The following is a 21,629-nucleotide window of genomic DNA, read 5'->3' as shown; positions in this document are numbered from 1 at the left end:
AACCACCGACGACAGCCTTCGACAGACCTATGCCCCAACCCGAATTCATCGCCGCCGACCTGGGTATGCATCGCAGCGAGCTGATCGAGCTCAATGTCGAATACCTGTCATGGGTCTTCGTTGAGATCGAAAAGTTCTTCGGCGTGACCTCGGAGCAGATCATCGGCATGTCTGCAAGCGAATACGTGCCCACGGTCATCGACAAGGTGTGCGGCAACGCGCCACCCAAAGGCGTCTTTTACCTGGTCACCGTGGGCGGCACCCTCGCGGGCATGGGCGGCATGCGTTCGCTCGGCGGCGGTATCGCCGAAGTCAAGCGTATCTACATCCGCCCCGCGTTTCGCGGCATGAACCTGGGAGACCTGATGCTCAGACGCCTGCTGGCCGATGCCAAAGCGTTTGGCCATGAGATGGCTCGCCTGGATACGGGGCCTTTCATGCAGGCGGCGCACCGTGTGTATGAAAGCAATGGCTTTGTCGATCGTCCGCCCTATGAGGACGCTGAAACACCAGCCGAATTCCACTCACGCTGGCGCTTCATGGAGCGCCAGCTTTAGGGCCAGCGCTATCGCGCGATCGCATCAGCAAGGGGTCGCACCGCCCTACCAGCCCAGCCCAAACCGCAGCGCCAGCATCACGCCTGTTCCGCACACGATCGTGCCGAACAGGCTTCGCCTCCACGCATAAAACACAAGGCCCGCCAGCGCGCCAAAGACGCGTGCGTCTTTCAGGGTGTCGATCAAGTGGCCTTGTGTCATCACCAGCTCGGGCGCCACCACCGCCGCAAGCGCCGCTGTGGGTGCATAGCGCAGGCCTTCGCGCAGCCAGCGTGGCATGGGCACTTCTTCTTTGCTCAGCAGAAACGAAGAACGGCTGAAGAAGGTAATGGCGGCCATGCCAAGCGTGGTGAGGAAAATTTCGAGCCCGCTCACGGCGCAACACCTTTGCGTGCGGCCTTGGCGTGGTCGGCCACGATACCGACTGCCACTGCCGCGCAAATGGCAACCACGATGTTCAACTTGAGCGGCAACGCAAACGCCGCCACTGCCGCGCATGCCGCCACGGATGCAGCCGCCCACGTCGACGCATTGCGCAGCTGCGTGCAGGTCAACGCCAGCAATGCCATCGTGCCCGCAAAGCCCAGGCCCCATGACGCAGGTATTCCGTGCCCCGCCACGATGCCAGCGGTGATGGCGATCTGCCAGATACCAAACGTGATCAGCGCGCTGCCCATGAAGTAGTCCTCATGCTTTTGCCCCGGCTGCGGCTGGGCGAACCTGCGAACGAACAGCGCGAAGTTCGTGTCGCCCATCAGGAAGCTCAGTGCCAGGCGGCGTGGCCGCGAGAGGTGGGCGAAGTACGGCCGGTAGTGAAAGCTGAACGCCATGAAGCGCAGGCTCACGCACAGCGTGGTGGCCCATATCACCCACACGGGCGCGCCGGCCGCTATCAGCGGCAGTGCCGCGATCTGTGCAGACCCCGCGTAAACGATGACGGACATGAAGATGGCCAGGCCCATGCCCATGTCGCTCTTGGCCATGGCAACACCGGCGACAAGGCCCCATGCGGCGATGCCGATGGCCATCGGCAGCGTGTCGCGCACTCCTTCGCGAAAGAGCGGCCTGCGCGACAGCGCGAGCGCCTCATCGCGGACCAAGGCAATACGGTTGACCAGAGACACACACCCCCCTGAAAGAAGTGATTGTCTCCTGAGACCGCGCTGCTGCCCGGCGGTGCTGCGTCGTCAACGCACCCAATGGCGGAAGGAAGCGGGAGTCGAACCCACCCGGCAACGCATGGCGCCACCCACTGGGTTTGAAGCCCAGCCGCCCCACCGGGAGCGATTTCCTTCCATGTTCTTCACACGCTTTCCTCCTGCGCAAACAGCTGCGTGCCCGGCCGCAATAAATGATCATCGCCCACACGGCGCGTCATGCCAACGCGGTCGAAAAATTCGAGTATCTGTATCGCACGCTTGCGGCCCAAGCCGGTTGCATCGCGAAAAGCGGCGGCTGTAATGCTCGCGTCATTCTTGCCCAGCGTGCGCGCGATCTGCGCCAGTTCAAGCACGGTGCGCGGTGGGTAGTACAAGTCCTTCACGATGGCAAAGATCTCGCCGGTTTTTGCAAGCCGGCCCAGCACCTGTCGCACCTGCTCTTCGGGCAGGTTGATGCTGGCAGCCACGTCGCGCACCCACGGCGGGTCGAACCTGCCTTCGATCAGCAAGGGCATCGCACGCTCTGCAACAACGCGATCAGCCGCGCGCAGTTGCTCGCCGTGCGCGGGCAGGTGGAGGAAGCTGCCGCGCAAGCCAACCTGGCCTGACTCGCGCAGGTTGTCGACGAGCGACAGCCACAGCGCGTCTTCCATGCGCGGTGCAGCTTGCCGGCGCGCACGGCGCAGCTCCAGGCCAACTTCCTGCGGCGAGCGCTCGTGAAAGTCCGCCAGTGCTGCAAGCAGTGTTTGCTGCGCTGCCTCCATAGCCGGGCGGCCAATGATCCATTCGCTGTCTTTCGTGATAACAGGATCGTGCAACGACGCAAGCTCCACAGGCCATGAAACCAGCCCTGCATCGCGAAGCCACTGCGCGGCATTCACGCCCAGCGGCGAATGCGCCAATGCGCCTGCAAGCCGCGCCATGGCGTCGGGCGCGCGCTGCGTTGCCAGCAGCGCCAGCCGCTGCGGTGTTTGCCGGTAGCGCACAGGCGGATGCGCATCGAGCACCAGCCCGCCGCCAACAGTGCGCGCTGCCGACGCATCGCGCAGCACAAAGCGATCGTGCTGCCATGCGCAGATGGCCTGCCGCAGCACCAGTTGTGCCGCGCCCTCCTCGCCCGGTGCGAGTGCTGGCTGCCCGAGCACCGCGACACTCGCCATCACCTCCTGCGTGCCAATGTGCAAGTGCACGAGTGCACCGGAGCGCAGCGGCGCTTCCTCAATGGCCGCCACGCGCAGCCAGACGTCGATGCGATCACTCTGCTGCGCAATGGCAGGGTCGCACAACACCTGCCCGCGCTCGACTTCTTCGCGCCCGAGGCTCGCCAGGCTTACAGCACATCGCTGGCCCGCGCCAGCCTCTTCAAGCGCGGCGCCATGCACCTGCAAGCCGCGCACGCGCAGCACGTGTTGCGGCGCCTGCGCCAGGCACAGCTGCGCGCCGATGCACACCGAGCCAGCCGCGATGCTGCCAGCCACCACGGTGCCGACGCCTGAGAGCGTGAACACGCGGTCGAGCGGCATGCGAAAGGCTGCGTGCGTATCTGCGGGCCTCGTTGCATTCGCAGATTCGGCCACCAGCAACTCACGCAGCTGTTCAACGCCATCGCCACGCAGCGCCGCGACGCGCAACACGGGCCAGTCGACGAGGCCTTCTTTGGCGATCAGCGCGCGCACTTCGGCTTCGCGCTGCGCTGCAACCGCCTCATCAACACGATCGATCTTCGTCACCACGGCCGCGCCACGGCGCACACCCAGCAACGAAAGAATCGTGAGGTGCTCGCGCGTTTGCGGCATCACGCCATCGTCCGCCGCAACGAGCAGCAGCGCGTAGTCAATGCCGCTGGCGCCAGCGACCATCGTGCGCACCAGCTTCTCGTGGCCGGGCACGTCAACGAAGGAGATGCTTTCGCTGCCCGCAACCGGCATCGACGCATAGCCCAGCTCGATGGTGATGCCGCGCCGCTTTTCTTCGGGCAGGCGGTCAGCGTCAATGCCGGTGAGCGCACGCACCAGCGCTGTCTTGCCGTGATCGATATGCCCCGCCGTGCCGACGATCATGGTGCGATCAGGCCAGCGCTTCGCGCAGCGCGCCTAGTTGCTGCAGCACTTGCGTTGCATCGTCGAGGCAGCGCACATCGAGAAGCAGGCAGTCATCTGCAATGCGGCCGATCACCGGCACGGGCAGACCGCGCAGCGCCTGCGCCAATGCATCGAGCGCCGTGCCCACGCCACGCTTGCCGCTCAGCACTGGCGTGATGGAAAGCCCCGCCGAGGGCAGCCGCTCCACAGGCAGCGACCCCGACCCGATCTGGCTCGACAGCGCCACCACGCTCACTTCGAATCGCGGCGAGACGGCTGCGCGAAGCGGCTCCAGCAACTGCTGCGCCATCGCATTCACTTCACGTTCCGAACGCGTGAGCCAACGCAGCGTCGGCAACTCGCGCGTGAGCAGTTCAGGCTGCAGGTACAGCATCAGCGTTGCTTCCAGCGCGGCCAGCGGCAGCTTCGACAAACGCAGCGCCCGCTTCATCGGGAACTTGCGGATCTTGCCGACCAGCTCCCTGTCGCCCACGATCAGCCCGGCCTGCGGGCCGCCGAGCAGCTTGTCGCCCGAGAACGTGACGACGCCGCAGCCGGCGGCCAGCATCTCCTGCGGCGTCGGCTCTTTCGGCAGGCCGTACTTCGCCATGTCAATGAGCGAGCCGCTGCCCAGGTCCGTTGCCAGTGGCACGCCGCGTTCGCGACTCAGTTGCGCGAGCTCTGATTCAGGCACAGCCGACGTAAACCCCTGCACCGCGTAGTTGCTCGTGTGCACCTTCAACAGCAGGCCGGTGTTCGGGCCGATGGCACGCGCGTAGTCAACCAAATGAGTGCGATTCGTCGTGCCGACTTCCACCATGATGGCGCCCGCACTCGCCATCACATCCGGCATGCGGAAAGCACCACCGATCTCCACCAGCTCGCCGCGCGACACGATGGCCTCGCGTTCATGCGAAAGGGCCGCGAGCGTGAGCAGCACAGCGGCTGCGTTGTTGTTCACCACCGTTGCCGCTTGCGCGCCCGTGATCTCGCATAGCAGCCCTTCGACGATCGAATCACGATCACCCCGCCCGCCCGCAGCAATGTCGTATTCAAGATTGTTCGGCCCCGACATCATTCGCGCGACATGGTCGATGGCCGCTTGTGGCAACACTGATCGCCCCATGTTCGTGTGAATGACCGTGCCAGTGAGGTTGACCACGCAGCGCAGGCGCGGCGCCACGCGTGCTTCGACTTGCGCGCACAGGCTTGCAGTGAGCGAATCGGCTTCGAGCGACTCCGAGGGCAAGTCGCCCGCGACCGCACGGGCGCGCAGGCCATCGAGCAACGCGCGCGCCTCGTCAGTGACCAGCGTATGGCCATGCGCATCAAGCAGTGTCTGTACTGCGGCCAGCCGCAGCAGCTTGTCAACCGAAGGCAGATCCTGGGGCCTGGCCTTCGAGCCGTGAACCACGGACTCTCGGGTCAGCGCCATCAACCGCCTCCGCCTGCGCCGTCTCCCTGTGAGCCGGGTGTGTCAGGTGGCGACTCCGGGTCGCCAAAGAGCAGCATGTAGTTCGCGCCGTGCCGCTGGTAGCCAGCTTCGCTCACCAGCAGGTCGAGCGTCACCGTGGCCAAGTCATCGGCCATCGCTTCCACATGCGGGTCACGCTCCATGCGCACGATCTTCAAATAGCTGCCGCATTCATCGCATGTCTCAGCTTCTACGACTGCAGTTGCGGCAGCGGGTGCCTCGGCAGCTGCCAGTTGCAGCGACTGGTAGTGGATGCCCTTCGTGCTCTGGCAATGCGTGCACTTGATTCGCACCATGTGCCACTGCGTCGAACACATCGAGCACTGCAGGTAACGCAGGCCGCCCTGCCCCGGGTCAATGCGCGAGACGCTGGCCACCGGCAGGCCGCCGCAGCAGGGGCAGCGCGTGGCGTCGTCAATGCGGCCGAAGGGCGCTATCGGGCCTTTGCCATGCAGCTCTTGGGTGGCAATGACCATGTGCGTCCAGTACGCCTGCAATGCAGCGCCTATGAAGGGCGCCGCGGCAAAGTCCAGCCCGAAGGTGATGTTCTGCGACAGCCGGTCTGCCTGCCGCTCGATCACGTCCACGTCGGCAGCACGCAAGGAAGCAACGCTGTCGCGCGCAGGGCCCGCCGGCAGGCGCGCGAGCACGGCGTCAAGAATGCGCGTGAAGCCTTCGCGCCACGCCGGGTCGCGCGGCCAGTGCTCCACCGGCAGCAGCGGCATGCCGGCGCGGGACGCAGCGTCGATATCTGCTGCGCTTGGCAGTTTCACGGTGGGGTAAGTCTGCAGCACGTCGTGCTGCGCGCGGACGACATCGGCCATCAACAGCAGGTAGTCGCGCATCGAGTTGCCGGCTGCGCCCTGGCGCAGGCGGATATCTCGTTCAGCAAAAACCTCGCCGCGCACTGGCAGCCGGAAGAACTGAGCCTCCTGGCCCGCGCGGACTGCGATCTCTTCAGGACTGAGCAGTGGCCTGGCCTGTATGGAACTCATCGAACTCCTGCGGTGCGTGTCATTTGTCGCCTGTCACTTCACGGTACCACAGCAAATGATGGCGCCGCGCCCAGGCTGCGCTCACGTAGCCGCGCGTCATCGCGCGGATAGAGCCCTTGACCCAGATGGCCGCGTAAATGTGCACGATGGCGCCCAGCACCAGGATGAACGCTGCCACGGCATGCAGCAGCACACCAATGCGCCGCACCGTGATCGGGAACGCGTCGGCAAACCACGGCTGCCAGAACGTGAAGCCCGTGACCAGCAACACGACGAGGCACAGCGTGAAGAGCCAGAAGATCGCCTTCTGCCCGCCGTTGTACTTGCCGACGGCAGGCATGCCGTCTTCGTCGCCGCGCAGCAGCGTGCCAGAACGCCGCACCCACTCGCCGTCGCCGTCGCGCCAGACGTTGTCGCGCCACACCTGCACGAACATGCCGACGAAGCACAGCATCATGAACACGCCGATGAACGGATGCAGGATGCGCGTCCACGCCCCGCCGCCGAACAGCGCGGTGAAGAAGTAGAACGCCGGGTGGAAGAACGCGAAGCCTGAAAGGGCCGCGCAGACGAAAAGCATGGCCACCAGCCAGTGGTTCATGCGTGTGCGGTCAGGGTAGCGCTGGATGAGTCGTTCCATGTCTGCTCTCCTTAACCTGCACGGGGTTCATCGATTTCAACGGCCACATCGCCGTCGGCATGCGGATGCGCGTCGTCGTCGGGGCTCTCTTCAATCGGCCCGACCTTCACGTAGTGGAAGAAGCCAGCGACCGCAGCGCCGATCATCGCGGCCACGGCCAGCGGCTTGGCAATGCCCTTCCACAGCGACACCAGCGGGCTGATGCTCGGGTTGGCGGGCAGGCCCGCGTAGATCTCGGGCTGGTCTGCGTGCTGCAGCACATACATCACGTGCGTGCCGCCCACACCCTTGGGGTCGTACACACCAGCGTTGTCAAAGCCGCGCGTCTTCAACTCGCTCACGCGGCCCGCGCCGAACTCCAGCATGTCTTCCTTGGAGCCGAAGTGAATGGCGCCGGTCGGGCAGGCCTTGGCGCACGCAGGCTCAAGGCCCACACCCACACGGTCAGAGCACAGCGAGCACTTGTACGCTTTGTTGTCCACCTTCGAGATGCGAGGCACATCGAAGGGGCAGCCCGTCACGCAGTTGCCGCAGCCAATGCAGTTCTCGCTGATGAAGTCGACGATGCCGTTGCTGTACTGCACGATCGCGCCGGGCGCCGGGCACGCTTTCAGGCAGCCGGGGTCGGCGCAGTGCATGCAGCCGTCTTTGCGGATCAGCCATTCGAGGTGGTTGCCCTGCTCCTTCGACGGCATCACCACTTCGGAGAACTTCATCACCGTCCAGGATTGCGGCGTGAGGTCAACCGGGTTGTCGTAAGTGCCGTGGTTGGTGCCCACCTCATCGCGCAGGTCGTTCCACTGCATGCAGGCCACCTGGCATGCCTTGCAGCCGATGCAGCTGGACACATCGATGAGCTTCGCGACTTCCGGCGTGTGGCTGCGCGCATGCGGCGATGGCGTCGTGGTCGCCGAGCGGGCGACGATATCGAGGGATTGCAATGAAGACATGTGGTTCTCCTATGCTTTCTCGATGTTGACGGTGAAGGATTTGTATTCGGGCGTCTGCGTGTTCGCATCCCCCACGAATGGCGTGAGCGTGTTGACCAGGTAACCCGGTTTGGCCACACCCACGAAGCCCCAGTGATTGGGCAGGCCCACCGTGTCGACCTTCTTGCCATCGACATCCAGCTGCGGAATGCGCTTGGTCACCACCGCCACGGCCTTGATGAAGCCGCGGTTGGACGAGACCTTCACCATGTCGCCGTTGTTGATGCCCTTGGCCTTGGCGAGCTCTTCGCCTATCTCCACAAACTGCTGCGGCTGGATGATGGCCGACGTCTCCACGTTCTTCGTCCAGTAGTGGAAGTGCTCGGTGAGGCGATAGCTCGTCGCCACATACGGGAAGTCCTTCGGTTTGCCGAACGCTTCCATGTCACCTTTGAACACGCGCGCCGCCGGGTTGGCCCGCGCTTTCGGGTTGGTGTTCATCGGGTTGTTTTCAAGCGGCGATTCGAACGGCTCGTAGTGCTCGGGCAGCGAGCCTTCGGCCATGCCTGTGGGCGCATACATGCGGGCCACGCCCTCGGCCGTCATGATGAACGGCTGCACGCGGTTCTCGTCGCCCGGGTTGGCATCGGGCCGGATGTCGGGCACGTCAGAGCCACCCCACGCCGTGCCGTTCCATTGCACGAGGCGGCGCTTGGCATTCCAAGGCTTGCCATCAGGCGCGCTCGACGCAGCGTTGTACAGAATGCGCCGGTTCGCGGGCCACCCCCACGCCCAGTTCAGCGTCTGGCCGATGCCCCATGGGTCCGCGTTGTCGCGCCGCGCCATCTGGTTGCCGGCCTGCGTCCATGCGCCGGAATAAATCCAGCAGCCGCACGACGTGCTGCCGTCATCGCGCAGCATGCCAAAGCCGGGCAACTGCTCACCCGCCTTCACCAGCACCTTTTGCGGCGCCTTCGGGTCTTTCGGGTCGGGCGGTGCGAGCACATCGGCCAGCGCCTTGCCGTTGTATTCCATCGCGAGCTCTTCGGCAGAAGGCGCGGATGGAATCTTGTAGGGCCACGTGAGCTTGACGATGGGGTCGGGGAACGCGCCGCCGTCCTTCGCATACATCGCACGGATGCGCGAGAACAGGTCCGCGATGATTTCCGGATCGCCCTTGGCCTCGCCCGGCGGGTTCGCGCCCTTCCAGTGCCACTGCAGCCAGCGGCCCGAGTTGGTGAGCGAGCCGTCTTCTTCCGCAAAGCACGTGGACGGGAAGCGGAACACCGTCGTCTGGATCTCCGAGCTCTTAACGTCGTTGTGTTCGCCGTAGTTCTTCCAGAACTCCGCCGTCTCTGTGTTGAGCGGATCGATGATCGCGAGGAACTTCAGCTTCGACAGGCCCGCGATGATCTTCTTCTTGTTCGGAAAGGATCCCACCGGGTTGAAGCCCTGGCAGATGTAGCCGTTGAGCTTGCCCTGGTTCATCAGCTCGAACGCCTGCAGCACGTCGTACAGCCTGTCCCACTTGGGCAGGTAGTCGAAGGCCCAGTTGTTCTCGGCCGTGGCCGCTGCGCCCCACCAGGCTTTTTGCATGCTGACGAAGAACTTGGGGTAGTTCTGCCAGTAGCTCATCTGGTTGGGCCGCAGGGGCTTCAACGCGCGCGGCTTGTAGTACGTCTCAAGATCCTGCTCTGCATCGCGCGGCAGGCTCAGGTAGCCCGGCAGCGAGTTCGACAGCAGGCCCAGGTCCGTCAGGCCCTGGATGTTGCTGTGGCCGCGCAGCGCGTTCATGCCGCCGCCGGCGATGCCGATGTTGCCCAGCAGCAGCTGCATGATGGCGGCCGTGCGGATCATCTGCGAGCCCGTGCTGTGCTGTGTCCAGCCCAGCGCGTACATGATGGTCATCGCCTTGCCTGGCACCGCCGTCTCGCCAATCATCTGGCAGATCTTCTGGAACTTGTCTTTGGGCGTGCCGGTGATGCGGCTGACCATCTCGGGCGTGTAGCGCGAGAAGTGCGCCTTCATCACGTTGAGCACGCAGCGCGGGTGCTGCATCGTCGGGTCGGTCTTGGCGAAGTCGCCGTCCATCTCGTACGCCCAGCTCGCCGCGCTGTAATTGCGCTTGGCTTCGTCGTAGCCGCTGAACAGGCCGTCCTTGAAGCCGAACGCCTCGCCCACGATGAACGACGCGTTCGTGTAGTTCGCGACGTAGTCCTGGTGGATCTTGTTGTTCGACAGCAGGTAGTTGATGACACCGCCCAGGAAGGCGATGTCCGTGCCCGCGCGAATTGGCGCGTAGTAGTCGCTCATCGCGGCCGAGCGCGTGAAGCGCGGGTCGACGACGATCAGCTTCGCCTTGTTGTGCTGCTTGGCTTCTATGACCCACTTGAAGCCGCACGGATGCGCTTCAGCGGCATTGCCACCCATGATGAGAACGAGATCGGCATTCTTGATGTCCACCCAGTGGTTGGTCATCGCGCCGCGTCCGAACGTCGGGGCCAGACTGGCCACCGTCGGTCCGTGTCAAACGCGCGCTTGATTGTCGAATACGAGCATCCCCATCGAGCGCATCGCCTTGTGCGTGATGTAGCCCGATTCGTTGGAGGATGCTGATGCGCAGAGCATGCCGGTGGAAGTCCAGCGGTTGACGGTTTTGCCGTCGGCGTTCTGCGCAATGAAGTTCGCGTCGCGGTCAGCCTTCATGAGCTTGGCCAGCCGCGTCATCGCTTCGTCCCAGCTCACGCGTTTCCACTCGCTGGCGCCGGGCTCGCGGATCTCGGGGTACTTCAGCCGGTTGGGGCTGTGCACGAAGTCGAGCAGGCCCGCGCCCTTGGGGCACAGCGTACCGCGGTTGACGGGGTGATCCGGGTCGCCTTCGATGTGGATGATGTCGGGCAGCGCGTTTTTCGACTTGTCGCCCAGGCTGTACATCAGGATGCCGCAGCCCACCGAGCAGTAGGGGCAGGTGTTGCGGGTTTCAGTCGTTCGCGAGAGCTTGAACTGCCGCACCTCAGCCAGCGCAGCTGTCGGCGAAAAGCCGAGCGCCACCAGGCTCGATGCGGCCAGCCCTGCCCCGCTCACGCGGAAGAACTGCCGTCGGTTCATGTCCATGCTTTTGCTCCTCTCGTACACGCTGAGTTGCTTGAGACTTCGAGCCCACCATGGCAGCGGACGCGATCACGGTAGCAAGCAGGTTACACCTGCACGCAGCGTTTGCGCGCCCCATTGGGGTTTTCTCGGAGCAACGGCCCACTGAAGGTAGTTGCCGCCTACATCAGCGCGGGTGTCAGGCAGCCAGCAGGCCTGAGTGCAGTGCAGCATGGCGCAGCCACTGCTTGTCTTGCGCCAGTGCGATAGCCTCGGCCAGCGCGCGCGAAGGCTGCGTGAGCGCATTCGACATAAAGCCAATGGGCGTGCGCACCTCGGGCGACGTGAGCGGATTCGCCTCCAGCTCACGATAGCCGCGCACAGCCGCTACCAGTGCGCCGGGCATCACCGTGGACACATCACCTTCCACCACACTCAACGCCAGCGAGAGGATGGAGTTGGTTTCTATCGCAGGCTTGACCGGCGTGCCCGCCGTTGCAAACGCACTGTCGATGATCGTGCGGTTATGCATTTCGGGCGTGAGCATGGCCAGTGGATGTTGCGCCACATCTTTCCATTTCACGCGCGCGCCAATCTTCATCCCACCGGCCGCCGGCTTGGCGGCGCGGTGCAGATAAAAGTAGTGCTCGATGTATTGCGGATAGACCGTAACAGTCGATTTGCGCTCGCGCACGCGCTCGGTATAGCCCAGGGCCAGGTCGAGCGAGAGGCTGTCGATACCCGCCTCCAGCTCCGACGAGCTGAGCGAAATCACGGCTGGCACGATGCCCGGCTGCCGCACGCGCAACATCGCTGCAAAGCGCGCGAGCACAGGGATGGCCGTGGGCACCGCGCCCAGCCGCAGCGGCCCTTGCACACGCCCTGCTTCGCTCTTCAACTCCTGCTGCAAAAGGTTGTGCTCATGCAGCATGCGCTGCGCCGACGCCAGCACGCGCTCGCCCTCGGGTGTGAGGCCCACGAACGTGCGGCCGCGGCGAATGATGACAACGCCAAACTCGCGCTCGAGCACACGCATCGCATTCGACAGCGCAGGCTGCGTGATGTGGCAGGCCTGGGCCGCGCGGCCGAAGTGCTTCTGTTCATTGAGCGCCACCAGGTAGCGCATCGAGGCGAGGACGTTCATGGCGAGGCAGGCTGCGCGTTGTGCATATCGCCGGATTCTGCGCCAGATTCGCGGTGTCACCTGGCGTAGTGCCAGCCGCCGTGAGGGCTGGTCTCGCCAGGCCCGGCACCGGTCGGCGCTGACCGACCGGCGTATTTCACAACTAGCGGAAATACAGGCGCGCACTACTCGCGCAGGCTGCCCAACCGGGCTGTTTCCCCAACTCCTCCAGCTGCACCGACAGGCTGGCCAGCAGTTCGTCCTTGCCTTCGAATTCCAGCGCTTTGACACGCTCGAGCACGACCTTCCATTGAGCTGTGAACAGCTCACCAGCGGCCTCGTCGTATTTCGAGTGCGCCGCGGTTGTCAACGTGTATTGCGCTATCTCGGCCAGCACATCTGCAACTTGATAAGAATGCTGCGCATGCTCCTGGAAGTAGAGCGCAAGTACTGTGTCGACCTTCTGAATATCAGCCGGGGTAGTCAACGCACGGCGTTCTCGCGACAAACTGATCCACAAATCTTCAAGCAGGTCACTGGTGCGCTCCCCAGCTTCCAGCCGAATGTCCGCCACGAGCGCACCGTAGGCCAACCAGATCTCAATCGGTCTCTCATGGGCGATCAGCTCATTGCGTTTGCCGACGAGCGAGTAAATTCCCTTCTGGAGCTCGCCCACTCGCTTGGATTGACGTGCTAACTCTGCTGAGCGGTCGGCGCGGGTGGGCGGTGCGCCTACATAGCTCTGAACGAGGGCGGTCAGGTCGCCAATTTGGTTGAGATGATCGCCGACACGCGTATCAACAAGCTCGCGCGCGGCCTGAGGGTAATTTGCCCGAACAAATCCATCAAGGTCCCATCTCAAGGTATGTGCCCATGTAGAAGCGGCTTCGTACATCGCGGGCGATTCGATCGCGCGCTGGGCCAAGGCGCGGAGTAGGCTGTCGTCGCGGATAAGGCCTTGCGAGTGCCACACGCAGGAATTGAGTGCCCACGCTGCCGAGTGCCTTTGATCGTCGAGCGGATGCACCCCCACATCGATGAAAAGCGCATTTGACATCTGGTGGAATAGTTCACATGCGTCATATGGGTCATGAGAATATTGGAACTGAGCTCCCTCCCGGCCGACAAAACACAGAGCCCTCCCCGCAATTTGACGCTTGGCCGCTTCATATTGGCTGCCGCGATGAATCGCATTGAGTCTCTTGATGAGCTCATGTCCGCACACGTCCTTGAAAAAGCTGCTTCCGGGCTGCAACACGCAAGCAAGTTTGAGTAAATCCACATCACCTGGGTTTTTCAGTTGCAAGAGTACTTCCTGCACGTCACCGACATAACTCTCGAATTCAGTTCGCCCCGAACCGGGAAAATCGCCGGGCCACGGAAAGACGCCAGCTTGCAACTTGGCGCATTCCGTCGAATTCAGCATGGGCGCGCGGATATCCATCGGACGATGCTCTGGCAGACGAGTAAGCGGTTCGCTTGTTGAGCCAAACTCACGCGCCCTACGTTGCATCTCGGATGCGCGAAGTAGCCAAAGGTCTTCACCGATAGCCAAACCCCTCGCATTGCACGCATCTCTCCCGCGTTCCGACACCTCCGCCATCAGTTGACGCACATCGTCCGGCAACACGCCGAAGCGGTCACGGTTTTCGTCGAAGATGTCGATGCAACGCTGCAGGTGCTCAGCCGCGACAAGGTCACCAGCCGATGCCCGGCTTGCCGCCAGGTGAGCCCTTATTTCCCTGATGGCCAACGCACGAATTTCAGCGGGCGCTGTGTTTCCGCCTTCGACGGCATCGGTCGGTGCAGGTTCATGCGGCCGCTCGCTCAAATCCTCAGATCTGCGTCGCGCAGCTGGCATGTCTGCAACTCGCCTCGCTAGGTTGCCAAAGCTGCGCCCCAAGGAATTCACGAAGGACGTTGCTCGCCCCGCCGCAGAACCCGCTCGCGCCTGCGCAGGGCCCGTTGGCGACGGCTGCGTCGGTGGTGTTGAGCCAGATTGGCCTGCGGAACGTGCGGGGAGCATAGAAGACCTTTCGCAATTGAGCTTGTTCCCACGGTCTGTAACGCTGATGTGCGAAAGGTTCCGGCGGTTTGCGCGGGCTATGCCTTTGACTATCAAAGGTAGTGCGCCCCACGCCCAAGCGGCGCAGGAATCAACAACCTGTGGTGCAGCCTCTCAGGCCAGCAGCGCGCGATGCCGTTCGACAGCAACGCGCACGATGTCTTTCAGGCCAGGCGCATTGGCACCGGCATTGGCATCGACCATCTCCAGGAACTGCCGGCGCATACGCGGATCCCAGAACTTCTTCAGGTGCGTCGCGATGCCTTCAAGCGCTTCCTCGCGATCAGGCATCGCCTCGAAAAAGTCGCCAATGCGGTTGGCCATGCGAACGAGGTTGTCACTGTCCATGGGGCTCGCCCTTGCGCACGCGCTCGGCATGCGTGTAGATGTTGAGGTTGTCGCCGCGCGCAAAGCCGATCAGGCAAAGGCCCGCTTGCTGCGCAACATCGATGGCCAGGCCAGTCACGCCTGAGACGGCTGCCAGCAATGGCGCGCCCGCACGTGCCGCCTTGCCGGCCATCTCGTAGCTCGCGCGGCTGGTCACCACGATGAAGCCCGCGTTCGCATCGTGCCGCGCGCGCTGCATGGCGCCGATCAGTTTGTCGAGCGCGTTGTGGCGGCCCACGTCTTCCCGCACGATGAGCAGGCCACCGCCCGTATCAGCAAATGCCGCGGCATGCGTGGCACCCGTTGCGTCGTGCAGCGGCTGGCGGCTGCGCAGCGACTGCAATGCCTGCAACACGGCGGCCTGGCTGAACGACGCCTGCGAATTCAACGGCGGCGGTGTACGCACTGCATCGGGCAGGCTCTCAGTGCCGCACAGGCCGCATCCTGTTCTGCCGGCCAGGCTGCGGCGGCGCTCCTTCAAACGCGCAAAACACGACGAAGCAATCTCCAGCCGCACCGTGATGCCCTGCTCGCCTGGCACGACCTCCACATCACGGATATCGGCGGCGCTATCGACGATTTCTTCCGTCAACGAGAAGCCGTAAGCGAAGTCTTCCAGGTCCGCCGGTGAAGCGAGCATTACCGCATGCGAGATGCCGTTGAACTCCAGCGCCACCGGCACCTCCATCGCCACCCAGTCCTGCGCCGCCTGCGCACCGGCCGCGTCGCGCCGCTCCATCGGCACATGCCTCATGGCGGGCGGCGGGTTCACGGGTGGGTCGGACAGGTTCATCGCGCGATTGTCAACCGGATCACTTGCCGAATCACTTGCCAACAATGGCCGCTGCCTCGCCGTGCACCGCTGCCAGGTGCGCGAGCTGCTCGGCATTGAACTGCGAGTATTCCTGCTGCCACTTCGACGGCTTGGCCACCGGCATCACCTGCACCGCGGTCACCTTGTACTCGGGGCAGTTGGTCGCCCAGTCCGAGCTGTCGGTCGTGATCACGTTCGCGCCCGACTCAGGGAAGTGGAACGTCGTGTACACCACGCCCGGCTGGATGCGCTCTGTCACCTCAGCGCGCAGCACCGTATCACCCGCGCGGCTCGAAATGCCGACCCAGTCGCCGTCCTTGATGCCGCGGTCTTGCGCGTCATGCGGGTGAATCTCCAGCCGGTCTTCGCTGTGCCACTGGTTGTTGGCGGTGCGGCGCGTTTGCGCACCCACGTTGTACTGCGACAGGATGCGCCCCGTGGTCAGCAACAGCGGGAAGCGCTGCGTGACTTTCTCATCGCTCGCCACGTACTTCGTGATGATGAAGCGGCCCTTGCCACGCACGAACTTGTCGATATGCATGATGGGCGTGCCCAGCAGCTCGGTGCTGTCGTTGCACGGCCATTGCACGCTGCCAAACTCGTCGATCTTCTCGTACGTCACGCCCTTGAATGTGGGTGTGAGCGCTGCGATCTCTTCCATGATCTCGCGCGGGTGCGAGTAGTTCATGGGGTAGCCCAGCGCATTCGACAGCATCTGCGTCACTTCCCAATCCGCATAGCCCGCGAGCGGCGGCATGACTTTGCGAACGCGTGAGATGCGACGCTCTGCATTGGTGAAGGTGCCGTCTTTCTCCAGAAACGATGCGCCCGGCAGCAGCACGTGCGCGTACTTGGCCGTCTCATTCAGGAAGATGTCCTGCACCACCACGCATTCCATCGCCGCGAGCGCTGCGCCCACGTGCTGCGTGTCGGGGTCGGACTGCACGATGTCTTCGCCTTCACAGTACAGGCCCATGAAGCTGCCCGACATCGCTGCGTCGAGCATGTTGGGAATGCGCAGGCCCGGCTCGGGGTTGAGCTCCACATTCCAGGCGGATTCGAATGTGCCGCGCACCGTGCTGTCAGAGATGTGGCGGTAGCCCGGCAGCTCATGCGGGAACGAGCCCATGTCGCACGCACCCTGCACGTTGTTCTGCCCGCGCAGCGGATTCACGCCCACGCCTTCACGACCCACGTTGCCCGTGGCCATGGCCAGATTCGCAATGCCCATGACCATCGTCGAGCCTTGCGCATGCTCGGTCACGCCCAGGCCGTAATAGATCGCGCCGTTGACGGGCTTGGCAGGCTTCACGCCCTGGTCGTTGCCCGTGGCGTAGAGCCGCGCAGCGCTGCGGACCATGTGCGCGGGCACGCCGGTCACAGCTTCCATCGCCTCGGGTGAGTTCTCTGGCCGCGCCACGAATTCTTTCCACTCGCGGGCGGACTTGTCGTCGCACCGCTCGGCAATGTAGCTGTCAGCCAGCAGGCCTTCCGTGACGATCACATGCGCGAGCGAAGTGATCACGGCCACGTTCGTGCCCGGCTTGAGTTGCAGGTGATACGAAGCACTCACATGCGGCGACTTCACCAGGTCGATCTGCCGCGGATCGATCACGATCAGCTTCGCGCCCTGGCGCAGGCGCCGCTTCATGCGCGACGCAAACACGGGGTGCGCTTCGGTCGGGTTCGCGCCGATCACCATGATCACGTCGCTCTTTTCCACCGACTTGAACGTCTGCGTACCCGCCGACGTGCCAAACGTCTGCCCCAGGCCATAGCCCGTGGGTGAATGGCACACGCGCGCGCAGGTATCGACGTTGTTGTTGCCAAAAGCCGCGCGAATCAGCTTCTGCACCAGGTACGTTTCCTCATTGGTGCAGCGCGACGACGTGATGCCGCCAATCGAGTCCTTGCCGTGCCTGGCCTGGATGCGCCGGAACTCGCTGGCCGCGTAGTTGATCGCTTCTTCCCAGCTCACTTCGCGCCACGCGTCGTGAATCGTCTTGCGGATCATCGGCTTGGTGATGCGGTCTTTGTGCGTGGCATAGCCCCACGCAAAGCGGCCCTTGATGCATGAATGGCCCTCGTTGGCCTTGCCGTCTTTCCACGGCACCATGCGCACAACCTGGTTGCCCTTCATCTCGGCCTTGAAGCCGCAGCCCACGCCGCAGTAGGCGCAGGTGGTGATGGCGCTGTGCTCGGGCTGGCCGAGCTCGATCACCGTCTTCTCCTGCAGCGTCGCCGTGGGGCAAGCCTCGACGCAGGCGCCGCAGCTCACGCATTCGCTGTCCATGAACGGCTGGTCTTGCCCGGGCGACACGCGCGACTCAAAGCCACGCCCGCTGATCGTCAGCGCAAACGTGCCCTGAGTTTCCTCACACGCGCGCACGCAGCGGCTGCACACGATGCACTTCGACGGGTCATAGGTGAAGTACGGATTGGATTCGTCTTTCTTCGCTTCGATGTGGTTCGCGCCCTTGAAGCCATAGCGCACATTGCGCAGGCCCGTGACGCCCGCCATGTCCTGCAGCTCGCAATTGCCATTGGCGCTGCACGTGAGGCAGTCCAGCGGATGGTCGCTGATGTACAGCTCCATCACCCCCTTGCGCAGCTCTTGCAGCTTGGGTGTTTGCGTGCGCACCTTCATGCCGGGCTCGGCCGGTGTCGTGCATGAAGCGGGGAAGCCCTTGCGCCCTTCAATCTCCACCAGGCACAGGCGGCAGGAGCCGAAGGGCTCGACGCTGTCTGTCGCGCACAGCTTGGGCACCTTCACGCCCATGTCCATCGCGGCCCGCATGATCGACGTGCCTTTGGCCACCGTCACATCGACGCCGTCGATCTGCAGCGTGACCTCTTCGGTGGATTCGCGACGCGGCGTGCCGTAGTCAGAAACCTTCAGGTGTTCGAGCATGGTGTGCTCCTCTTCTTTCGAAATGCTTCAGGCGGCTTCGCGGCCCGTGGCCGTGATGCCGAAATCTTCAGGGTAGTGGTTGAGCGCGGAGACCACCGGGTAAGGCGTCATGCCGCCCATCGCGCAGAGCGAGCCGTTGACCATCGTGTCGCACAGGTCACGCAAGAGCTTGACTTGCTGCGGCCGCGTTTGCGCGTCGACCGTGCGAATTTTGTCGATCACTTCCACACCGCGCGTGGACCCGATGCGGCAAGGCGTGCACTTGCCGCACGACTCAATCGCGCAGAACTCCATCGCATACCGCGCGAGCTTCGACATATCTGCCGTGTCGTCATGCATGACGATGCCGCCGTGGCCCACCACTGCGCCCACCGCCGCATACGCTTCATAGTCGAATGGAATGTCCCACTGCGATTCGGGCACGTACGCACCCAGCGGGCCGCCGACCTGCACGGCCTTCACCGGCCGGCCACTCGCAGTGCCACCGCCATAGTCGAACATCAGCTGGCGCAGCGTGATGCCGAAAGCCTTCTCGACCAGCCCGCCGTGCTTCACGTTGCCCGCCAGCTGGATGGGCAGCGTGCCATGCGAGCGGCCCACGCCGTAGTTGCGATAGAACACCGGCCCCTTGGCCAGGATGATTGGCACCGACGCAAACGTGATCACGTTATTGATCACCGTTGGCATGCCAAAGAGCCCTTGCAGCGCAGGCAGCGGCGGCTTGGCACGCACGATGCCGCGCTTGCCTTCAATGCTCTCCAGCATCGCCGTTTCCTCGCCGCACACATACGAGCCTGCGGCCATGCGCACTTCAAGCTCGAATGCCTTGCCGCTGGCCAGCACGTTGTCGCCGAGCACGCCTGCCGCCCGCGCAATGGTCACCGCCTCGCGCAGCGTGGCCACCGCATGCGGATATTCAGAGCGCACGTAGATGTAGCCATGCGTCGCACCGGTCGAGATGCCCGCAATCGCCATGCCTTCGATCAGCATGAACGGATCGCCCTCCATCACCATGCGATCGCTGAACGTGCCTGAATCGCCTTCGTCGGCATTGCAGACGATGAACTTGCGCGCAGCCTGCGCCGCGGCCACCGTCTTCCACTTGATGCCCGCCGGAAACGCCGCGCCGCCGCGGCCCCGCAAACCAGAATCGAGCACCTGCTGCACCACATCAGCCGCAGCAAACGACAGCGCGATGCGCAAACCGGCCAGCCCGCCGTGTTCTTCATAAGCAGCCAGCGACAGCGGATCAGTCACGCCGATGCGCGCAAACGTCAGCCTGTCTTGCGAGCGCAGCCACTGAAGCTCGTCAGTAACGCCCAGGCCCAGCGCATGCGCGCCGCCTTGCAGCAAGCCAGCGTCAAACAGCGATGCCACGTCTTCAGGCTGCACCGGCCCATAGGCCACGCGGCCCTGCGGCGTTTGAACTTCGACCAGCGGCTCCAGCCAGAACATGCCGCGCGAGCCGTTGCGGATCAGTTCAATCTGCAACCCGCGTGACGCAGCTTCGGCAGTGATGGCCTGCGCGACTTCCTCAGCGCCAACGGCCAGCGCAGCACTGTCTCGCGGAACGTAGATGCGGACGGCGCTCATGCCTCAACCGCCCTGTCGATCAATGCGTCGATGCGCTGGACGCTCAGGCGCGCATGCGGCTTGCCATCGAGCATGGCCGCCGGCGACATGGCGCACAGCCCCAGGCAATACACGGGCTGCAGCGTGATGCCGCCGCCGCTCGCAGTGCCACCCTCAGCAGGCAGGCCCAGTGCGTAACAGGCGTGCTGCCACATCGCTTCGCTGCCCATGGCCTGGCACGACTCGGCACGGCACACCTCCAGCACGTGGCGGCCTGCGGGCTCGCTGCGGAAGTGGTGGTAGTAGGTGATCACGCCGTGCACTTCGGCGCGCGAGAGGTTCAAGCCGTCGGCAATCACGCCCACGACTTCCTTGGGAATGAAGCCAAGCGCGTGCTGCACTTCATGCAGGATGGGCAGCAGCGCGCCCTCTTGCGCGGCCAGGCGCGAGACGATCTCGCGCACGGCCACGAAGTGCGGCTCGTTCTGTTGCGCTGCCGACTTGCCAAGCTGGCGGATGCGATCGCGCAGTTCATCAGGCGTGGCAAGCACCACGTCATGCTGCCGGGGTGTCGGAACGGAGGTGGGAAGAGAGGTGGTATCAGTCACCTCCCCAGTGTGCACAGCCGCGCGCCGGCCGTCCAATCGAATCAGGACATGCCGGGATTCAACAATTGAATGGGAGCCGGCGGCTAGTCTTCGATGAGCGCCGGCTTCGAATGCCGCTTTTGGTCAGAAAGTTCCGCAGAGTCGCTTGCGGACTGGCGTGTTGCGGACGCGGCGTGACGGGGTTGTTCGTCGGCCGTTACCGACCCGCGAAGCTCGGGTTCCACGTACAGTATGACCGCCGCAACCGCGCCAGGAGTCGGCACCTGAGGCGACGATTCGAATTTGGTTTGGTAGTACTCCATCTCCGCTAACGCTATGTCGGTCGTCCGGTCCGAGTCAGCCTTGAGGTAGTCTGCATGCGCAGATGCAACATCGGCGTCGAGCGAGCGCACTTCCCCGGCAAGCTCGTTGAACAGGTCGTAGTAAATACTGATCGACAGCAACTCACGCTTGCCCGAAGGCCGCCCCCCTGCCATCCGCCTTTTCAGCTCGTCGGCAACTACAGTCAATTCGCCGACAAGCTCACTGCGCCTGGTGACATAGCTGCTCCACTGCATACCGGCTCCACGCGCCAACGGTGGGTTCGGTTGCGCTTGCGCGCGCACATCATTCAGCCTCGCCCACTGCTGCTCTGCATACTCCGCAGCAGTTTGGGCCTTATCTTTTTTTCCCCATGCCATCGCATTGAGGATCATCAGTCGATCACGGGCCACGTTCGCCGTGTCAACGGGGCCACGCTGTGGAAGACTCACGATATCCGCATTCAGCCGGTCAATCTCAATCTCAATACCCGCTGCACGCTGTTCAAGTTCATCCAGCTCTGGCGATCCGGACTGACGGGCCGCCTCGATCGCCCGGCTTAGCGCGCCCAACTGGCAAATTAACGCTGCATTCGTTGCCTTGGCCTGCTCCCAGAACGGGCTTTCCGGGGCAGTCAATAGTGCGTAGCCCACGCTTGCGGACACGCTCAGGCAACCTTTGTCGGCCGGCGTCAGGATCACCAGATTCTCGGCATAGAAGCGCGGCGCCGGCGGCTCAATCGCCAAAGGTCGTTCGTGGCGCGAGGTATCCGATGCGGCAGGAACAGGATTGGTGGTGTCGGTCGTGTGCGGTGCCTGCACGTTCGCGCCGCAGGGCCAGGAGAAAAATCGGGGCATTAACTACATTTCGATGGAAGTGGACTACGCGGCTTTGTGACCCTGCGCCGCATATCGTTCCACTGC

17 protein-coding genes and 1 tRNA gene are annotated in these 21,629 nt (G+C 63.7%); 1 reads left to right on the top strand and 17 read right to left on the bottom strand.

The window, feature by feature from the left end; all coding sequences use genetic code 11:
• Positions 1-29: 29 nt before the first annotated feature.
• The gene (locus GHT07_RS12205) at positions 30-557 is read left to right on the top strand and encodes a GNAT family N-acetyltransferase (RefSeq protein WP_153585348.1); all 528 of its coding nucleotides are present in this window, start codon (positions 30-32) and stop codon (positions 555-557) included.
• Between the two features lie 45 nt (positions 558-602).
• Here the strand turns inward: GHT07_RS12205 and GHT07_RS12200 are convergent, their stop codons facing one another.
• The 17 genes from GHT07_RS12200 to GHT07_RS12120 all read right to left on the bottom strand — a co-directional run bounded on the left by GHT07_RS12200 (position 603) and on the right by GHT07_RS12120 (position 21,563).
• Positions 603-932, bottom strand: coding sequence for an AzlD domain-containing protein (locus GHT07_RS12200; protein ID WP_194792922.1), 330 nt, complete (start codon positions 930-932; stop codon positions 603-605).
• Positions 929-1,681 carry an AzlC family ABC transporter permease gene (locus GHT07_RS12195; RefSeq protein WP_323740907.1) on the bottom strand — a complete coding sequence of 251 codons (753 nt, stop codon included), beginning with the start codon at positions 1,679-1,681 and terminating at the stop codon, positions 929-931. Before GHT07_RS12195 ends, GHT07_RS12200 begins: the two co-directional genes overlap by 4 nt.
• Before the next feature lie 76 nt (positions 1,682-1,757).
• Positions 1,758-1,853 (bottom strand) — tRNA-Sec (locus tag GHT07_RS12190).
• Between the two features lie 7 nt (positions 1,854-1,860).
• Positions 1,861-3,777: a selenocysteine-specific translation elongation factor gene (gene selB / locus GHT07_RS12185; RefSeq protein WP_153585346.1), complete on the bottom strand. Its 1,917-nt coding sequence runs from the start codon at positions 3,775-3,777 to the stop codon at positions 1,861-1,863.
• Positions 3,778-3,784: 7 nt separating this feature from the next.
• A complete protein-coding gene (gene selA / locus GHT07_RS12180) occupies positions 3,785-5,233 on the bottom strand; it encodes an L-seryl-tRNA(Sec) selenium transferase (RefSeq protein WP_153585345.1) in 1,449 nt (482 codons plus the stop codon).
• Positions 5,233-6,267, bottom strand: a complete 1,035-nt coding sequence (fdhE, locus tag GHT07_RS12175) for a formate dehydrogenase accessory protein FdhE (RefSeq protein ID WP_153585344.1) — start codon at positions 6,265-6,267, stop codon at positions 5,233-5,235. The genes selA and fdhE overlap by 1 nt, the downstream gene beginning before the upstream one ends.
• Before the next feature lie 19 nt (positions 6,268-6,286).
• Positions 6,287-6,907 (bottom strand): formate dehydrogenase subunit gamma, encoded by a 621-nt coding sequence (locus GHT07_RS12170; RefSeq protein WP_153585343.1) that lies wholly within the window; start codon positions 6,905-6,907, stop codon positions 6,287-6,289.
• Between the two features lie 11 nt (positions 6,908-6,918).
• Complete coding sequence (fdxH, locus tag GHT07_RS12165; RefSeq protein WP_153585342.1) at positions 6,919-7,857, bottom strand: formate dehydrogenase subunit beta; 939 nt, start codon at positions 7,855-7,857, stop codon at positions 6,919-6,921.
• 9 nt (positions 7,858-7,866) lie between these two features.
• Positions 7,867-10,950: a formate dehydrogenase-N subunit alpha gene (fdnG, locus tag GHT07_RS12160; RefSeq protein WP_153585341.1), complete on the bottom strand. Its 3,084-nt coding sequence runs from the start codon at positions 10,948-10,950 to the stop codon at positions 7,867-7,869.
• A 175-nt stretch (positions 10,951-11,125) separates the two neighbouring features.
• A complete protein-coding gene (locus GHT07_RS12155; protein WP_153585340.1) occupies positions 11,126-12,070 on the bottom strand; it encodes a LysR family transcriptional regulator in 945 nt (314 codons plus the stop codon).
• A gap of 142 nt (positions 12,071-12,212) precedes the next feature.
• Positions 12,213-13,910, bottom strand: a complete 1,698-nt coding sequence (locus GHT07_RS12150) for a hypothetical protein (protein WP_153585339.1) — start codon at positions 13,908-13,910, stop codon at positions 12,213-12,215.
• A 318-nt stretch (positions 13,911-14,228) separates the two neighbouring features.
• Entirely contained in the window at positions 14,229-14,462 is a 234-nt protein-coding gene (locus GHT07_RS12145) for a formate dehydrogenase subunit delta (RefSeq protein ID WP_153585338.1), read from the bottom strand.
• On the bottom strand, positions 14,452-15,294 hold the full coding sequence (fdhD, locus tag GHT07_RS12140) for a formate dehydrogenase accessory sulfurtransferase FdhD (RefSeq protein ID WP_153585337.1): 843 nt from the start codon (positions 15,292-15,294) through the stop codon (positions 14,452-14,454). The genes GHT07_RS12145 and fdhD overlap by 11 nt, the downstream gene beginning before the upstream one ends.
• Positions 15,295-15,325: 31 nt before the next feature.
• On the bottom strand, positions 15,326-18,226 hold the full coding sequence (gene fdhF / locus GHT07_RS12135) for a formate dehydrogenase subunit alpha (RefSeq protein ID WP_153585336.1): 2,901 nt from the start codon (positions 18,224-18,226) through the stop codon (positions 15,326-15,328).
• A gap of 27 nt (positions 18,227-18,253) precedes the next feature.
• A complete protein-coding gene (locus GHT07_RS12130) occupies positions 18,254-19,819 on the bottom strand; it encodes a formate dehydrogenase beta subunit (RefSeq protein WP_153585335.1) in 1,566 nt (521 codons plus the stop codon).
• Positions 19,816-20,406, bottom strand: a complete 591-nt coding sequence (locus GHT07_RS12125) for a formate dehydrogenase subunit gamma (RefSeq protein WP_323740906.1) — start codon at positions 20,404-20,406, stop codon at positions 19,816-19,818. Before GHT07_RS12125 ends, GHT07_RS12130 begins: the two co-directional genes overlap by 4 nt.
• 83 nt (positions 20,407-20,489) lie before the next feature.
• The gene (locus tag GHT07_RS12120) at positions 20,490-21,563 is read right to left on the bottom strand and encodes a histidine phosphatase family protein (protein ID WP_153585334.1); all 1,074 of its coding nucleotides are present in this window, start codon (positions 21,561-21,563) and stop codon (positions 20,490-20,492) included.
• Positions 21,564-21,629: the final 66 nt, after the last annotated feature.

Origin of the sequence: Caenimonas koreensis DSM 17982 (assembly GCF_009646335.1) — a bacterium.
In the GTDB taxonomy this organism is placed as follows: Bacteria; Pseudomonadota; Gammaproteobacteria; order Burkholderiales; family Burkholderiaceae_C; genus Ramlibacter; species Ramlibacter koreensis.
This window is presented reverse-complemented; position numbering and strand designations above follow the sequence as displayed.

Bases quoted from the DNA above. Each gene is read 5' to 3' on its own strand.
- GHT07_RS12205 (WP_153585348.1), top strand. From the start codon at position 30: ATGCCCCAACCCGAATTCATCGCCGCCGACCTGGGTATGCATCGCAGC.
- selB (WP_153585346.1), bottom strand. From the start codon at position 3,777: ATGATCGTCGGCACGGCGGGGCATATCGATCACGGCAAGACAGCGCTG.
- selA (WP_153585345.1), bottom strand. From the start codon at position 5,233: ATGGCGCTGACCCGAGAGTCCGTGGTTCACGGCTCGAAGGCCAGGCCC.
- fdhE (WP_153585344.1), bottom strand. From the start codon at position 6,267: ATGAGTTCCATACAGGCCAGGCCACTGCTCAGTCCTGAAGAGATCGCA.
- GHT07_RS12170 (WP_153585343.1), bottom strand. From the start codon at position 6,907: ATGGAACGACTCATCCAGCGCTACCCTGACCGCACACGCATGAACCAC.
- fdxH (WP_153585342.1), bottom strand. From the start codon at position 7,857: ATGTCTTCATTGCAATCCCTCGATATCGTCGCCCGCTCGGCGACCACG.
- GHT07_RS12155 (WP_153585340.1), bottom strand. From the start codon at position 12,070: ATGAACGTCCTCGCCTCGATGCGCTACCTGGTGGCGCTCAATGAACAG.
- GHT07_RS12150 (WP_153585339.1), bottom strand. From the start codon at position 13,910: ATGCCAGCTGCGCGACGCAGATCTGAGGATTTGAGCGAGCGGCCGCAT.
- GHT07_RS12145 (WP_153585338.1), bottom strand. From the start codon at position 14,462: ATGGACAGTGACAACCTCGTTCGCATGGCCAACCGCATTGGCGACTTT.
- fdhD (WP_153585337.1), bottom strand. From the start codon at position 15,294: ATGAACCTGTCCGACCCACCCGTGAACCCGCCGCCCGCCATGAGGCAT.
- fdhF (WP_153585336.1), bottom strand. From the start codon at position 18,226: ATGCTCGAACACCTGAAGGTTTCTGACTACGGCACGCCGCGTCGCGAA.
- GHT07_RS12130 (WP_153585335.1), bottom strand. From the start codon at position 19,819: ATGAGCGCCGTCCGCATCTACGTTCCGCGAGACAGTGCTGCGCTGGCC.
- GHT07_RS12120 (WP_153585334.1), bottom strand. From the start codon at position 21,563: ATGCCCCGATTTTTCTCCTGGCCCTGCGGCGCGAACGTGCAGGCACCG.